This is a genomic window from Pseudomonas sp. DWP3-1-2, from assembly GCF_049896285.1.
In the GTDB taxonomy this organism is placed as follows: Bacteria; Pseudomonadota; Gammaproteobacteria; order Pseudomonadales; family Pseudomonadaceae; genus Aquipseudomonas.
The window spans coordinates 132880-148144 of sequence record NZ_JAFCTZ010000004.1; the positions used below are offsets into that span (position 1 = coordinate 132880).

Sequence of the window (15265 nt, forward strand, 5' to 3'; positions counted from 1 at the left end):
TCACAGCCAGACGTTGATCAAGCGCGCGCCTTGGCCGGGTTTGTCTTCCCGGGGCGGCGCACTGATCGTCGAGCCGTTGTGGCTGGCAAAGCTGTCACCGGCGCTGCCCTGATCCCAGAACTGTCCGCGCATGAACACGCTGACCCCGGCCCGAGCCAGGCTGGCGGGCGCCTGGCTGGTCAGTGTCAGGCGTTGCCAGGCCTGACCTTCACGGATGCCGGCGGACTGCATGTCAGCCGGCGCAGCAAGGCGGGCGCTTTGATCACCGCGCCAGGGTTTCGACCAACTGCCGTTGCCGACGACAAAGGCAGGTACCGCGATCAGCTCTGCGCCGTTCTCGTTCATAAGGACGTAGTTGCGCGGATACCAGCTGTCACTGCCAATCAGAATGCCCAAGCGTCCGGCGGGGGTGTCAACGACGTTCAGCCCGGCGTCGGTTGCGGGCTGAATGTAACCGCGCTGTTCTTTGGGCGGAAACATCTGCCGCTGCGGCTGGCCAAGTGGCACCCCATCGCTGCCAAAAACAACGCTGATGTTGAATAACGGGCCGCTGCCCACTTGCAGTTTGCCGTCGATCACGCGGGGCTCCGGCAGCACGATAGAGCCGGCAACCAGCGTCACGCCGAATTCCTTGGCCAGACCGCCGAACAACGTCTGGTAATCCTGAGCCATGCTGCTGGCTTTCATGCGCAGGTGTGCATCATTCAAGCGGTTCTCGCCCGTGGCGCTGAACAGGGCGCCCATGAACTTGACGGGATTGCTCACCGCCAGCCAGCTCATGGCTTCGTCGATGGTTGTGGCCTGATACAGCTGATTCTTTTCACCTGCGGCCAACAACCAGGTGCCCACGTGCTCGGGCAGCACCACGATGGTCTTGCGGTTGATCAGGCCTTGGTTCCGCGCCTGCTCCAGATAGGCAGCCAGTTTGCGGTGCAGGCGGGCGATATTCTGATAGTCCGCAGGGGACAGCTGCGCCTGAACCCCTAGCAGATTGCCGCGATCGCCCGGTTGACCTTCGTTCACCGCCAGTTCTATGCGCAGGTCGGACAGGTAATGGCCCACCGTGCGTTGCTCGGTCCAGACGCCGTAACTGCTCACTGCAATCAGCAGCAGTGAGGTGATGGCAACCGTAAAAAAAATACGCATAAGGGGAAAGTACTGCCGCAGACGGGTTGGGTGACTAGGGTAGGGCGAGCCATCGCACTTGCCAACCCTCCGTGCGCGTTTGGATCAATAACTTGTCACTTTCGGTCATTGAGCGAGGCCGGGGCCGGCCTTACTGTTGCGTCATGAACAGGCCCAATGGGCTTTAATAATTGACGGCTGCCTCAGGCATCCGCATACCGTGATCATGCTTGATGGAGTCTTTATGACCGCCGCTCACTACCCGCACCTCCTGGCCCCGCTGGATTTGGGTTTCACTACGCTGCGCAACCGTACCTTGATGGGCTCCATGCACACCGGTCTGGAAGAAAAGCCCGGTGGATTCGAGCGCATGGCGGCGTATTTTGCCGAGCGTGCCCACGGCGGTGTGGGGCTGATGGTGACGGGCGGTATTGCGCCCAATGATGAAGGCGGGGTGTATTCCGGTGCCGCGAAGCTGACCAATACCGAGGAAGCGCAACAGCACCGCATCGTCACCCAGGCAGTTCATGAAGCGGGCGGCAAAATCTGCCTGCAAATCCTGCATGCCGGACGTTATGCCTACAGCCCCAGACAAGTCGCGCCCAGCGCGATTCAGGCGCCCATCAATCCGTTCAAGCCCAGGGAACTGGACGAAGAAGGCATCGAGAAGCAGATTCAGGATTTCGTCACCTGCTCGACGCTGGCCCAGAGCGCCCAGTACGACGGCGTCGAAATCATGGGCTCCGAAGGCTACTTCATTAATCAGTTCCTCGCCGCCCACACCAACCATCGCACCGATCGTTGGGGGGGCAGCTACGAAAACCGCATGCGTCTGGCCGTGGAAATCGTGCGTCGGGTGCGCGAGGCCGTCGGTCCGCAGTTCATCATCATCTTCCGCCTGTCGATGCTGGATCTGATCGAAGGCGGCAGCAGTTGGGAAGAAATCGTTCAGTTGGCCAAGGCCATCGAACAGGCGGGCGCCACCCTTATCAATACCGGCATCGGTTGGCACGAAGCACGAATTCCGACCATTGCGACCAAAGTGCCTCGTGCAGCGTTCAGCAAAGTGACCGCCAAGTTGCGGGGATCGGTGAACATACCGCTCATCACCACCAACCGCATCAATACACCGGAAATCGCCGAGCAGATCCTCAGTGAAGGCGATGCTGACATGGTGTCCATGGCGCGGCCGTTCCTGGCTGATCCAGCGTTCGTCAATAAAGCCGCCGCCGGACGTGCCGACGAAATCAATACCTGCATTGGTTGCAATCAGGCGTGTCTGGATCACACGTTCGGCGGCAAGCTGACCACGTGCCTGGTGAACCCTCGGGCCTGTCACGAAACCGAACTCAACTATATTCCGACCCGGCAGATCAAGCGCATTGCGGTGATTGGCGCAGGTCCCGCGGGGTTGGCGGCGGCCACGGTGGCCGCCCAGCGTGGTCACACGGTCACGCTGTTCGACTCGGCGAGTGAAATCGGTGGTCAGTTCAATATCGCCAAGCGTGTTCCGGGCAAGGAGGAGTTTTTCGAAACCCTGCGTTACTTCGGCCGTAAATTGCAGACCACCGGCGTGGAGGTGCGCTTGAATCAGCGCGTGGCGGTGGCGGATCTGGTGGGGGCCGGTTACGACGACATCATCCTGGCCACCGGTATCGCGCCGCGCACTCCGGCAATTCCCGGTGTCGACAATCCCAAGGTGCTGAGTTATCTGGATGTGATTCTGCAACGCAAGCCCGTCGGTCACAGCGTCGCGGTAATCGGCGCGGGCGGGATTGGCTTCGATGTGTCGGAGTTTCTGGTTCATCAAGGCATCTCCACCAGTCTGGATCGCGAGGCGTTCTGGAAAGAATGGGGCATCGACACGGCCCTTGAAGCGCGGGGGGGCGTGGCGGGCATCAAGCCCGAAGTCCATGCCCCGGCACGTCAAGTGTTCCTCTTGCAGCGCAAGGCTTCCAAGGTGGGTGATGGTCTGGGCAAGACCACCGGCTGGATTCATCGCACTGGGCTGAAAAACAAACAGGTGCAGATGCTTAACAGCGTCGAATACGTGCGCATCGACGATGCCGGCCTGTATGTCCGCATCGGCGAAGGTGAGGAAAAACTGCTGCCGGTGGACAACATCGTGATCTGCGCCGGGCAGGATCCGTTGCGTGAGTTGTATGACGGCTTGGTCGAGGCGGGCCAGCAGGTGCATTTGATCGGCGGCGCGGACGTGGCGGCTGAACTGGATGCCAAGCGAGCGATAGATCAGGGGTCGCGGTTGGCGGCGGTGTTGTAGCCGAGCGGCAAATTCAGCCGGGAAGGGGGATTTCAGGCGATGCAGATGCAGCGAACGGCCTGGCCTATTCCCGGCTGAAGCCGGTTCCACGAGGTGTGAAGACAGCGTCGCCATTTGTAGGTGTCTGTGGCTGCTAAACTGCGCCGGTTTCCTCTACCGGCCAGTTCTGTGTCCATCGCCCCCATCACCTGGTTTCCCCATGCCCCTTTGCAACCGCTTAACCTGCCCTGGCTTGATAGCGCCGGGGTCGAGGTCGCGGTGTTGCGCCTGGACCTCATCGATCCGCTGATCAGCGGCAACAAATGGTTCAAGCTGGCTCATCATCTTGCCGCTGCCGCCCAGAGCAATGCCCTGGGCGTCATGAGTCTGGGCGGCGCTCATTCCAATCATCTGCATGCGCTGGCCGCAGCAGGCAAGCGTTTTGGCTTCCCCACGGTAGGATTGTTGCGCGGTCATGCGCAGCAAACCCCGACGACGCAGGATTTGCAGGCGTTGGGCATGCAGTTGCATTGGCTGGGTTACGGCGGCTATCGGGACCGACATCAACCTGATTTCTGGCTGCCCTGGCTGGCCCGCTATCCGGGCTTCTATCCCGTCCCGGAAGGTGGGGGAGGTTTGGCCGGTGCATTGGGTTGTGCGGCGTTGCTGACGATGGTGCGCAACCAGCTCAACGAATTGGGGTGGGCCGACTACCACGGCTGGTGGCTGGCGGCCGGGACGGGCACCACCCTGGCCGGATTGGTCGTTGCCGAGGCGGGCGCGCACCCGGTTTATGGCGCCATGGCCGTGCCGGAGGGGCATGGGGTGCGGGAGAATGTAGCGGCCATTTTGCTGGCCGCAAACCCGGTGGATCGTGTCGCCTCCCTGGCGGATAAAGCCCCTTGCGCATTGTTCCACCTGCTGGACGCCAGTCGCGGCGGGTTCGCCAGGACCGACCCGCTTTTGCTGGATTTTATGGCGATCTCCGAAACCCGGAGCGGCATCCCCCTTGAGCCCCTGTACACCGGTAAAGCGCTGCTGACGTTACATGGTGAAGTGGCGGTAGGGCGTTTTGCCGTGGGCACTCGCCTGATCTTCGTCCACACCGGTGGCCTGCAAGGTCGGCGTGCCATGGGCCTGTAAGTGCCTGTTAAGAGCCTCTGGCATGATTCCTGCGCCGGTCTTGCCTGGACGGGTCGGCCCTGAATACGTGGATGACACTTTTAGAGTGAGCCCGATCACGTGCTGTCCCGATAATCGATAGCTTCCTGATGAAATGTCGAGGTTCAGCATGACCCAAGCAACTGCAGGGCAGGTCAGTCCCGCCACTTTGAGAAAAGTCATTGTTGCCGCCGGCATCGGCAACTTCGTCGAGTGGTTCGATTTCGCGGTTTATGGCTTTCTGGCCACCACCATCGCTCAACAGTTTTTCCCCAGTGGTGACGCCAGCGCTGCGCTGTTGAAAACCTTTGCGGTGTTCGCCGTGGCGTTCGCGTTTCGGCCTCTGGGGGGGATCTTTTTCGGCATGCTGGGGGACAGAATCGGCCGCAAGCGAACCCTGGCGGCGACCATTTTGCTGATGGCGGGCGCAACCACCTTGATTGGTCTGTTGCCGACCTACGCCGCCATCGGTGTGATGGCGCCAATTCTGTTGACGCTTATTCGCTGTGCGCAAGGTTTCTCCGCCGGCGGTGAATACGCCGGCGCCTGTGCCTATTTGATGGAGCATGCGCCCAACGACAAGCGCGCCTGGTATGGCAGCTTCGTGCCGGTTTCAACCTTTTCCGCCTTCGCCTGCGCTGCAGTGGTGGCCTATGCGCTGGAAGCGTCGCTGTCTGCCGAAGCCATGGGCAGTTGGGGCTGGCGTTTGCCGTTCCTGATTGCAGCGCCGCTGGGGCTGGTCGGTCTTTACCTGCGCTGGAAACTGGATGAAACCCCGGCGTTTCAAGCCGTTGAGCAGGAACAGGCGGTTGCTCACTCACCCCTCAAGGAAACCCTGCGCAAGCACGGCGCGGCGATTTGCTGTCTCGGCGCTTTCGTGTCCCTGACGGCCCTGTCGTTCTATATGTTCACCACTTACTTCGCCACTTATCTGCAAGTTGCCGGTGGCCTGACTCGCGCTACGGCGTTGCTGGTGTCGTTGCTGGCGCTGATCTTCGCGGCAGCGATTTGCCCGCTGGCCGGGCTTTATTCGGACCGGGTCGGGCGTCGCGCCACGGTGATGAGCGCCTGCGCCTTGCTGATTATCGTGGTCTACCCCTCGTTTCTGATGGCCAGCTCCGGTTCATTCGCGGCGTCTATTGTCGGCGTCATGTTGTTGGCCGTGGGGGCGGTCTTGTGTGGCGTGGTGACGGCGGCGCTGCTCTCGGAAACCTTTCCCACCCGTACCCGCTATACCGCCTCGGCCATCACCTACAACATGGCGTACACGCTTTTTGGCGGCACGGCACCGTTAATGGCCACCTGGTTGATTGCGACGACGGGCAGCAATCTTTCCCCGGCCTTCTACCTGATCGCTGTGGCCCTGCTGGCCTTGGCGGGCGGGATGGCCTTGCCGGAGACGTCGCGGATTTCCCTGCATGACGTTCCGGCAGGGAAGAAGGCCGCGGTGGTTACTGTCGCGACGTGACACTGTTGGAGCGAGGCTTGCCCGCGAATCATTCCACGCGGACGTATCGGGTGAATGACATGACGCCTTCGTGGGCAAGCCTCGCTCCAACGGTTTTTAACTGCAACAAATTGTGGCGACAGCGCCCCAAAAAATGGCACATTGGCGGCCTCCCGTGCCGTTGACACATTTTGCAATGAGCTGTCAGGGCACATCCAATGGCTCCACGGATGATCTTCATGGCCGTCACTAACCTCGCCTCAACTGCTACCCCGGCATCGCCCTCCAGCACTGCCAGTCAAACCAGCCCATTGGTCATGCGCATCATCGGCGCGGTGGCGCTGGCGCATCTGATCAACGATTTGATACAGGCGGTGTTGCCTTCGATTTACCCCATGCTGAAGGCAAACTACGGGCTGAGCTTTACGCAGATCGGCTTGATCACCCTGACGTTTCAGATCACGGCTTCGCTGCTGCAGCCTTGGGTGGGTTATTACACTGACCGCCGCCCCAATCCCCTGGTGTTGCCGATGGGCTCGATCTGCACGTTGGTCGGCATCCTGATGCTGTCCATGGTGGGCAGTTTTGCGATGATCCTCCTGGCTTCGGCGCTGATCGGTATCGGTTCTTCGACCTTTCACCCGGAAGCCTCGCGTATCGCCCGTCTGGCATCGGGCGGGCGTTTCGGTCTGGCGCAATCGACCTTTCAGGTCGGCGGCAATACGGGGTCGGCATTGGGGCCGCTGCTGGCCGCTGCGATCATCATTCCGTTCGGGCAAGGCCATGTGGCGTGGTTCGGGATGATTGCGCTGTTCTCTGTCGGCCTGTTGTACGCGATCAGTCGTTGGTATCGCGCGCACTTGAACATGTTCAAGCTCAAGCAAGGCCAGGCCGCCACCCATGGTTTGTCGAAAGCGCGTGTGACGGTAGCGTTGGGGATTCTGGCCTTTCTGATCTTTTCCAAGTTTTTCTACATGTCGAGTATCACCAGCTACTTCACCTTTTACCTGATCGAGAAGTTCGATTTATCGGTGGCCGCTTCGCAGTTGCATTTGTTCCTGTTTCTTGGCGCGGTCGCAGCGGGCACGTTCTTTGGCGGGCCGATTGGCGACAAGATCGGCCGCAAGGCGGTGATCTGGTTCTCGATTCTCGGCGCGGCACCGTTCACGCTCGCGCTGCCCTATGCCGACCTGTTCTGGACCGGTGTGCTCAGCGTGATCATTGGCTTTATCCTGGCGTCGGCGTTCTCTGCCATCGTGGTGTATGCCCAGGAATTGGTACCGGGGAACGTTGGCATGATCGCGGGGATTTTCTTCGGACTGATGTTCGGCTTCGGTGGGATTGGTGCCGCGTTGCTCGGTTATCTGGCGGACAGCCACGGCATCCTTTTTGTTTACTCGCTGTGTTCGTTCCTGCCGTTGCTGGGCATTTTGGCGGTCTTCCTGCCGCGAACCAAAAAAGCGGTCTGATGACTCAGGCCGGCAATTCGGGCAGGACGAGACGCTGGGTGGCGTAGGTGGTGTCGCCCAGATTGGGCCAGATGTCAGCGACCAGAAACAATCGCTCGGCCTCTTCCCATTCGCCATCAGGATTGTCGGTCAGGCGTACCAGGAGTTGCGCCGGGGCCAGAGGATCCAGTTGCGCAAGCCAATCCTCAAGCTGCTGGTCGGTCCAGGGCAGGGCGTAGTGAGCCGGTGCGAGCCAGGCGTGGCGCGGCAGCACCTGCCAGCGCCCTTTGGGTCGTTGCCTGACGAAATCCGCCCAATCGCGCTGATGCAACCAACGGCCTCGTAAATGCTGGCTATGAGCGCCCTCGGGTGGTTGCGCCTGGCCGGGCCAGGGATAAAGCAGATAGCCACCCAGCCAAAGCTCGGCGCTGAATTGCTCGATACCCAGCGCCGCCAGGGTTTGGCGGCTCCCCGGGCAGGCTGAAATCGGCAATTGATGCTGGCTCAGATGCGCCAGTTTGCGGTCCAGTCGATCGTGGCAGCCAGGACCGAGCCACTGCGCCGGATCGCTGCCATCGCCCTCTTGCGGACCAAGGTAAAGCTTGATCGCCAGTTCAACATGGTGCACGCCCTCTGCGTCGCGCAGCAGCATGTCCAGTTCCCCCAGCGTATGTCCGGCCCGGCGGATTGGCAGGTTGGCGGCAATCATTTCGACACCGGGCGCCTGATGCACGGCAAATTGCCACAGGCGTTCGTAGTACAACCCCAGGCGGCGCGTTGCGCCTTGGGCCAGCCAGTGGCTGAGCGGGCGGCTGTCCTGATCCAGCGTATGCAGAAAATCCGCCAGCCGCTGCGGTGCCTGTACCCAGTCACTGCCCGTCAATGGATGGCGCTGCGGCCAGGGCGTTTGGGCCAGCATCGGCGGCGCGAGGATGACCCAGGCCAGGTCGCGCACTTCGGGGTTGCGCAACTGGCGGGGAAGGTCGATCAGGCTTGGAAATAGGGTCATGGTCCGAGAATAGCGGAAATGGCCTTTATTGGAACGAAGTTTGCCCCGGCAGCACCGGTTTCAATCGGAGGCTCATGGTTCGCGGCTGATGCCGCTTCCATAGCCGATCCCTCGGCAAACCAGTTCCAGTGGGGCGAACCGCAACGCGGGTTTGCCGCTGCCCCGGCCTTTCACCCATAATCCCCTTCTTTAAGCCGCATCGACCCCCGCAGGAGCCCCATGGAGCAATTTCGCAATATCGGCATCATTGGTCGCCTGGGCAGTGCGCAGGTGCTCGATACCGTCCGCCGACTCAAGAAGTTTCTGCTGGGACGGCACTTGCACGTCATTCTCGAAGACACCATTGCCGAAGTGTTGCCAGGCCATGGCCTGCAGACCTCTTCTCGCAAGATGCTGGGAGAGGTCTGTGACATGGTGATTGTCGTAGGCGGCGATGGCAGTCTGCTTGGTGCAGCCAGGGCATTGGCCAGGCACAATGTGCCGGTTCTGGGGATCAACCGGGGCAGCCTGGGTTTCCTTACGGATATCCGCCCCGATGAGCTGGAAGTGAAGTGCGCCGAGGTGCTGGACGGCCACTACCTGGTGGAAAACCGCTTCCTGTTGCAGGCTGAAGTCCGTCGTCACGGTGAAGCCATCGGTCAGGGCGATGCGTTGAACGACGTGGTGCTGCACCCCGGCAAATCGACGCGCATGATCGAATTCGAGCTGTATATCGATGGTCAGTTTGTCTGCAGCCAGAAGGCCGATGGCCTGATCGTCGCCACGCCAACCGGCTCCACGGCCTACGCGCTGTCGGCGGGCGGGCCGATCATGCACCCCAAGCTCGATGCCATTGTCATTGTGCCGATGTACCCGCACACCTTGTCCGGCCGGCCCATTGTGGTGGACGGCAACAGTGAGCTGAAAATCGTCGTCTCCAAGGACATGACGATTTATCCACAGGTCTCTTGCGACGGGCAGAACCACTTCACCTGCGCACCGGGCGACACCGTCACGGTCAGCAAAAAGCCGCAGAAACTGCGCCTGATCCATCCGCTGGATCACAACTATTACGAAGTGTGCCGCACCAAGCTTGGCTGGGGCAGCCGGCTCGGTGGTGGAGGCGACTGATGCTCGATCCCGCGCGTAGCTACGATCTGATCGGTGACGTGCATGGATGTGCCCATACGCTGGAGCAACTGCTCAGCGTGCTGGGCTACCGTTTTCAGGCGGGCGTCTGGCGTCACCCGGTGCGCATTGCCGTGTTCCTGGGGGACATCATCGACCGTGGGCCGCTGATCCGCGAGGCGCTGCACATCGTGCGCGACATGGTCGTGGCCGGTCATGCGGTGTGCATCATGGGTAATCATGAGTTCAATGCGCTGGGCTGGGTGACACCTGCGCTGCCCGAAAGCGGCAAGCTGTTCGTGCGTGAGCATTCACCGCGCCATGCCCGCTTGATCGGGGAGACCCTGGCTCAGTTCGAACGCTATCCCGACGAATGGGACGATTTCGTCAACTGGTTCTACGAACTGCCGCTGTTCATTGATGCCGAACGCTTCCGCGTAGTGCACGCCTGTTGGGATGCCTCGCTGGTCAAGCCGCTGCTGGGCCTGCATGGCAACGGCTGTATCGACAAGCATTTTGTCCAGGCATCGGCGGTTCCCGGCAGTTTTGCCAGCGCCGTGTTTGATCGTCTGTTGCGGGGCACTGACATGCGTTTGCCCCATGGCATGACGTTTACCGGTGGCGACGGTCTGATCCGGGAGTTTTTTCGCACCAAATTCTGGGAGGACGACCCGCAAACCTATGGCGATGTTGTCTTCCAGCCCGACGCGCTGCCTGAAGGCGTGGCCAAGACGCCCTTGTCCACCACTGAAAAGAACGCCTTGCTGCGTTATGGCGTCGACGAACCCCTGTTGTTCGTCGGCCATTACTGGCGCAGCGGCGTGCCCGCGCCCATCCGGCCAAACCTGGCCTGCCTGGATTACAGCGCCGTGCTCTACGGCAAGTTGGTCGCCTATCGGCTTGACCAGGAAACCTGTATCGACCCTGACAAATTCGTCTGGATCGATGTCAAACGCCCCGAGGCCATGTAATGAGTCCTGTTGCTGTATTGCGTCTGCCGCTGACCACTGATCTGAGTGGCTTTGTCAGGCTGTTGAACCGCCTGCGCGTGCCTCACCGGGTCAGCGAAGAAGCGGGCGAGCAAGTGCTGTGGGTGCCGGACACCCCGCAACTGGTGGATGACGTGCGGGCGCTGTATCAGCAATACCCTGAAGGCGACGAAAATTACCAGCTGCCCCCGGGGGAGCAGTCCGCCAGCGTGACGCGGCCCGGTTTCCTCCAGCAACTCAAGGACAGCCCGGTCACCTCCCTGATGCTGATTGCCTGCCTGATCGTGGCCGGGGTGACGCTACTGGGTGACAATCTCGAAGCGGTGAGCTGGCTGACGTTCCTCGATTTCCGTATCCACGGCGATTACGCAAGCTTCAGGCCCCTGGCCGAGAGCCTGGCGGCCGGGCAGTGGTGGCGGATCGTGACGCCGATGCTGATCCACTTCGGCATCCTGCACCTGGCCATGAACGCCATGTGGTACTGGGAGCTGGGACGTCGTATCGAACTGCGCCAGGGCAGTGTGCAGTTGCTGGGGCTGAGCCTGTTGTTCAGTGCCGTGTCCAATTACGTTCAATATCAGTTTGGTGGTCCGAGCCTGTTCGGTGGCCTGTCCGGCGTGCTGTACGGCTTGCTCGGGCATTGCTGGATCTTTCAAATGCTCGCGCCCAACCCCATCTATCGTTTACCCCGTGGTGTTCTGGTGATGATGCTGGTGTGGCTGGCGCTGTGCCTGTCCGGTCTGGTGAGCATGCTCGGGTTTGGCGAAATCGCCAATGGCGCTCATGTGGGCGGTCTGATCATCGGTTGTGTTACAGGTCTGCTGGGCGGTGCCTTGGCCCGCTCCAGGGCCTGAATTTTCCCGCCTGCTTTTTATTTGAGAGTTGGAGTGTCCTATGTCCTCTTTTGCCGAAATGATTGAAAACATCACCCCGGACATCTACGAGAGCCTGAAACTGGCCGTAGAAATCGGGAAATGGTCCGATGGCCGCAAACTGACCCAGGAGCAGCGTGAGTTGTCCTTGCAGGCACTGATCGCCTGGGAAGTGCAGAACCTGCCGGAAGACCAGCGCATCGGCTACATGGGCCCGCAGGAATGCGCGTCCAAGTCCACGACGGTGCCGAATATCCTGTTCAAATCGGATGCCATCCATTGATCGAGATTGGTCGCGGAGCCGTCAACAAGATGTCAGCGCGTCTGGATGAGCCGCTGGTGCAGTACAGCTTTCGTCTGGGAGACAGCGAGATTCCGGTCAACCCGATGATCGGCAAGACCGTGCGCCTGGAGTTTCTGGGGGCGATTCATTGCAGTCATTGCGGGCGCAAGACCAAGTCCAGCTACAGCCAGGGGTATTGCTATCCGTGCATGCTCAAGCTCGCGCAGTGCGACCTGTGCATCATGAGCCCGGAAAAGTGCCATCACGAACACGGCACCTGTCGCGATCCCGCGTGGGGCGAGCAGTTCTGCATGACCGACCACGTGGTGTACCTGGCCAATTCGTCGGGGGTCAAAGTCGGCATCACCCGTGCCACCCAGCTGCCGACACGCTGGCTCGATCAGGGCGCGAGTCAGGCTTTGCCGATTATCCGCGTAGCCACTCGCCAACAATCAGGCTTCGTCGAAGACCTGCTGCGAAGTCAGGTCGCGGACCGCACCAATTGGCGCGCGCTGCTCAAGGGCGACGCCGAGCCGGTAGACCTGGCAGCTATTCGCCAGCAATTGTTCGACACCTGCAGCGAAGGCCTGACAGGGTTGCAAGAACGATTTGGTCTGCAGGCTATCCAATTGCTACATGACGTGGAGCCCATCGAGATCCGGTACCCCGTCGAGGCGTACCCGACCAAGATTGTCAGCTTCAACCTGGACAAGAATCCGATCGCCGAAGGCACGTTGCTGGGGATCAAGGGCCAGTACCTGATTTTCGATACCGGCGTGATCAATATTCGCAAGTACACGGCCTATCAACTCGCCGTGCATCAGTAAAAGGACTCCACCATGCGCACCGATCAACCCCAAATGATCTACCTCAAAGACTACCAGGCGCCCGAGTACCTCATCGACGAGACGCACCTGACCTTTGAACTGTTCGACGACCATTCGCTGGTGCATACCCAACTGGTCATGCGCCGCAACCCGGCCCGTGGCGCGGGCCTGCCGCCGTTGGTGCTGGATGGTCAGTTGCTGGAGCTGCTGTCGGTCAAACTCGACGACGTCGAGCTGACCAGCGCCGACTACCAACTGACCCCGGACCACCTGACCCTGCACCCGAAGGCCGAATCCTTCGTCGTGGACAGCAGCGTGCGGATCCACCCGGAAACCAACACCGCGCTGGAAGGCCTTTATAAATCCAGCGGCATGTTTTGCACCCAGTGCGAGGCCGAAGGCTTTCGCAAGATCACCTATTACCTCGACCGCCCGGACGTGATGAGCAAGTTCACCACGACCCTGAGCGCCGACAAGCACAACTTCCCGGTGCTGCTCTCCAATGGCAACCCGATTGCCAGTGGCCCGGAAGATGACGGTCGGCACTGGGCGACCTGGGAAGACCCGTTCATGAAACCGGCTTACCTGTTCGCGCTGGTGGCGGGTGATCTGTGGTGTGTGGAAGACAAGTTCACCACCCTGAGCAACCGGGAAGTGACCCTGCGTATTTACGTCGAGCCGGAAAACATCGACAAATGCCAGCACGCCATGACCAGCCTGAAAAAATCCATGCGCTGGGATGAAGAAACCTACGGTCGCGAGTACGACCTGGACATCTTCATGATCGTGGCGGTCAACGACTTCAACATGGGCGCCATGGAGAACAAGGGCCTCAACATTTTCAACTCCAGCGCCGTGCTGGCCCGGGCTGAAACCGCCACCGACGCCGCTCACCAGCGGGTCGAGGCCATCGTTGCCCACGAATACTTCCATAACTGGTCGGGCAACCGCGTGACTTGCCGCGACTGGTTTCAGCTCTCGCTGAAAGAAGGCTTCACGGTCTATCGCGATTCCGGCTTCTCGGCAGACATGAACTCGGCCACGGTCAAGCGCATTCAGGATGTGGCGTACCTGCGCACTCACCAGTTTGCCGAAGACGCCGGCCCCATGGCTCACGCCGTGCGCCCGGATAGCTTCATCGAAATTTCCAACTTCTACACCCTGACCGTGTACGAAAAAGGCTCGGAAGTGGTCGGCATGATCCACACCTTGTTGGGCGCCGAAGGCTTCCGCAAAGGCAGTGATCTGTACTTTGAACGCCACGACGGCCAGGCCGTGACCGTGGATGATTTCGTCAAGGCCATGGAAGACGCCAATGGCGTGGACCTGACCCAGTTCAAGCGCTGGTACAGCCAGGCCGGCACGCCGCGCCTGGCCGTCAGCGAGTCCTACGACAGCGCCGCCAAAACCTACAGCCTCACGTTCCGCCAAAGCTGCCCGACCACACCGGGCCAGCCGGGCGAGGCGAAGAAGCCGTTCGTGATCCCGGTTGCCTTGGGCCTGCTGGACAAGCAGGGCAACGAAGTGGCCTTGCGTCTGCAAGGCGAGGCGGCGGCAACCGGCACGACTCGCGTGATCTCCGTGACCGAAGCCGAGCAGACGTTCACCTTTGTTGACGTTACCGAACAGCCGTTGCCTTCGCTGCTGCGCGGGTTCTCGGCACCGGTGAAACTGAGCTTCCCCTACAGCCGCGACCAGTTGATGTTCCTCATGCAGCACGACAGCGACGGTTTCAACCGCTGGGATGCCGGGCAACAGTTGTCTGTGCAAGTCTTGCAGGAACTCATCGGCCAGTATCAACAGGGCCAGGACATGGTCCTCGACCAGCGTCTGGTGACCGCGCTGGGCACGGTGTTGGCAGACACAACGCTGGATCAGGCCATGATTGCGGAAATGCTGTCGTTGCCGGGTGAAGCGTACCTGACCGAAATCAGCGAAGTGGCCGACGTGGACGCGATCCACGCTGCCCGGGAATTTGTGCGCAAGCAACTGGCGAACAGCCTGTTCGACGCACTGTGGACGCGCTACACCACCAACCGCGAAGTCTCGAAAGCCACGCCGTACATGGCCGAAGCCGAGCACTTCGCCCGTCGCGCCCTGCAGAACATCGCGCTGTCGTATCTGATGCTCAGTGAGAAGCCGGAAGTGCTGGCCGCCACTATTGAGCAGTTCGACACCAGCGACAACATGACCGAACGTCTGACCGCCCTGGCGATTCTGGTGAACTCGCCGTTCACCGCCGAAAAAGACAAGGCGCTGGCAGTGTTCGCGGAGAACTTCAAGGACAACCCGCTGGTCATGGATCAATGGTTCAGCGTGCAGGCCGGCAGCACCCTGCCGGGCGGCCTGGATCGGGTCAAGGCGCTCATGCAGCATCCCGCGTTCAACATCAAGAACCCGAACAAGGTGCGCGCCTTGATCGGCGCGTTCGCGGGCCAGAGCCTGATCAACTTCCATGCGGCGGACGGCTCTGGCTATCGCTTCCTGGCGGACCTGGTCATCCAGCTCAACGCTTTCAACCCGCAAATTGCGTCGCGGCAACTGGCGCCGCTGACCCGCTGGCGCAAATACGACAGCGCCCGTCAGGCGTTGATGAAAGCCGAACTGGTGCGCATCCGTGATTCGGGTGAACTGTCCAGTGACGTGTTTGAGGTGGTGAGCAAAAGCCTGGCCTGATTCGGCCCCGGCGTTTGATCCAAGGGCTGTCCGTCTACGCGGACAGCCCTTTTTTATTGGG

At 60.7% G+C, this 15265-nt stretch carries 12 protein-coding genes; 10 read left to right on the plus strand and 2 right to left on the minus strand.

Annotated elements, in window-relative coordinates; translation table 11 throughout:
- Entirely contained in the window at positions 1–1146 is a 1146-nt protein-coding gene (locus tag ACP7B0_RS12580) for a carbon-nitrogen hydrolase family protein (RefSeq protein ID WP_426141693.1), read from the minus strand.
- A gap of 223 nt (positions 1147–1369) precedes the next feature.
- On the opposite strand from ACP7B0_RS12580, the gene ACP7B0_RS12585 reads away from it, so the two are divergent.
- From ACP7B0_RS12585 to ACP7B0_RS12600, 4 genes are all read left to right on the plus strand, one after another.
- Positions 1370–3406: an FAD-dependent oxidoreductase gene (locus ACP7B0_RS12585; protein ID WP_426141695.1), complete on the plus strand. Its 2037-nt coding sequence runs from the start codon at positions 1370–1372 to the stop codon at positions 3404–3406.
- 168 nt (positions 3407–3574) lie between these two features.
- Entirely contained in the window at positions 3575–4528 is a 954-nt protein-coding gene (locus ACP7B0_RS12590) for a 1-aminocyclopropane-1-carboxylate deaminase/D-cysteine desulfhydrase (protein WP_426141887.1), read from the plus strand.
- 148 nt (positions 4529–4676) lie between these two features.
- Positions 4677–6014 (plus strand): MFS transporter, encoded by a 1338-nt coding sequence (locus ACP7B0_RS12595; RefSeq protein ID WP_426141697.1) that lies wholly within the window; start codon positions 4677–4679, stop codon positions 6012–6014.
- A gap of 218 nt (positions 6015–6232) precedes the next feature.
- Positions 6233–7462, plus strand: a complete 1230-nt coding sequence (locus tag ACP7B0_RS12600) for an MFS transporter (protein WP_426141699.1) — start codon at positions 6233–6235, stop codon at positions 7460–7462.
- 4 nt (positions 7463–7466) lie between these two features.
- Here ACP7B0_RS12600 and ACP7B0_RS12605 read toward each other — a convergent pair whose 3' ends face one another.
- Complete coding sequence (locus tag ACP7B0_RS12605) at positions 7467–8450, minus strand: DUF1853 family protein (protein WP_426141700.1); 984 nt, start codon at positions 8448–8450, stop codon at positions 7467–7469.
- A 219-nt stretch (positions 8451–8669) separates the two neighbouring features.
- Between ACP7B0_RS12605 and ACP7B0_RS12610 the strand changes: the two genes are divergently transcribed.
- From ACP7B0_RS12610 to pepN, 6 genes are read left to right on the plus strand one after another with little or no spacing between them, the layout of a single operon-like run.
- Positions 8670–9560, plus strand: a complete 891-nt coding sequence (locus tag ACP7B0_RS12610) for an NAD(+) kinase (protein WP_426141701.1) — start codon at positions 8670–8672, stop codon at positions 9558–9560.
- The gene (locus ACP7B0_RS12615; RefSeq protein WP_426141702.1) at positions 9560–10528 is read left to right on the plus strand and encodes a metallophosphoesterase; all 969 of its coding nucleotides are present in this window, start codon (positions 9560–9562) and stop codon (positions 10526–10528) included. Before ACP7B0_RS12610 ends, ACP7B0_RS12615 begins: the two co-directional genes overlap by 1 nt.
- Positions 10528–11400 carry a rhomboid family intramembrane serine protease gene (locus ACP7B0_RS12620; RefSeq protein ID WP_426141703.1) on the plus strand — a complete coding sequence of 291 codons (873 nt, stop codon included), beginning with the start codon at positions 10528–10530 and terminating at the stop codon, positions 11398–11400. The genes ACP7B0_RS12615 and ACP7B0_RS12620 overlap by 1 nt, the downstream gene beginning before the upstream one ends.
- 40 nt (positions 11401–11440) lie before the next feature.
- Positions 11441–11701 (plus strand): YeaC family protein, encoded by a 261-nt coding sequence (locus ACP7B0_RS12625; protein ID WP_027902009.1) that lies wholly within the window; start codon positions 11441–11443, stop codon positions 11699–11701.
- Positions 11698–12528: a DUF2797 domain-containing protein gene (locus ACP7B0_RS12630; protein WP_426141705.1), complete on the plus strand. Its 831-nt coding sequence runs from the start codon at positions 11698–11700 to the stop codon at positions 12526–12528. The genes ACP7B0_RS12625 and ACP7B0_RS12630 overlap by 4 nt, the downstream gene beginning before the upstream one ends.
- A gap of 12 nt (positions 12529–12540) precedes the next feature.
- Positions 12541–15204, plus strand: a complete 2664-nt coding sequence (gene pepN, locus ACP7B0_RS12635; RefSeq protein WP_426141707.1) for an aminopeptidase N — start codon at positions 12541–12543, stop codon at positions 15202–15204.
- Positions 15205–15265 lie beyond the last annotated feature (61 nt).

Bases quoted from the DNA above. Each gene is read 5' to 3' on its own strand.
- ACP7B0_RS12580 (WP_426141693.1), bottom strand. From the start codon at position 1,146: ATGCGTATTTTTTTTACGGTTGCCATCACCTCACTGCTGCTGATTGCA.
- ACP7B0_RS12585 (WP_426141695.1), top strand. From the start codon at position 1,370: ATGACCGCCGCTCACTACCCGCACCTCCTGGCCCCGCTGGATTTGGGT.
- ACP7B0_RS12595 (WP_426141697.1), top strand. From the start codon at position 4,677: ATGACCCAAGCAACTGCAGGGCAGGTCAGTCCCGCCACTTTGAGAAAA.
- ACP7B0_RS12600 (WP_426141699.1), top strand. From the start codon at position 6,233: ATGGCCGTCACTAACCTCGCCTCAACTGCTACCCCGGCATCGCCCTCC.
- ACP7B0_RS12605 (WP_426141700.1), bottom strand. From the start codon at position 8,450: ATGACCCTATTTCCAAGCCTGATCGACCTTCCCCGCCAGTTGCGCAAC.
- ACP7B0_RS12610 (WP_426141701.1), top strand. From the start codon at position 8,670: ATGGAGCAATTTCGCAATATCGGCATCATTGGTCGCCTGGGCAGTGCG.
- ACP7B0_RS12615 (WP_426141702.1), top strand. From the start codon at position 9,560: ATGCTCGATCCCGCGCGTAGCTACGATCTGATCGGTGACGTGCATGGA.
- ACP7B0_RS12620 (WP_426141703.1), top strand. From the start codon at position 10,528: ATGAGTCCTGTTGCTGTATTGCGTCTGCCGCTGACCACTGATCTGAGT.
- ACP7B0_RS12625 (WP_027902009.1), top strand. From the start codon at position 11,441: ATGTCCTCTTTTGCCGAAATGATTGAAAACATCACCCCGGACATCTAC.
- pepN (WP_426141707.1), top strand. From the start codon at position 12,541: ATGCGCACCGATCAACCCCAAATGATCTACCTCAAAGACTACCAGGCG.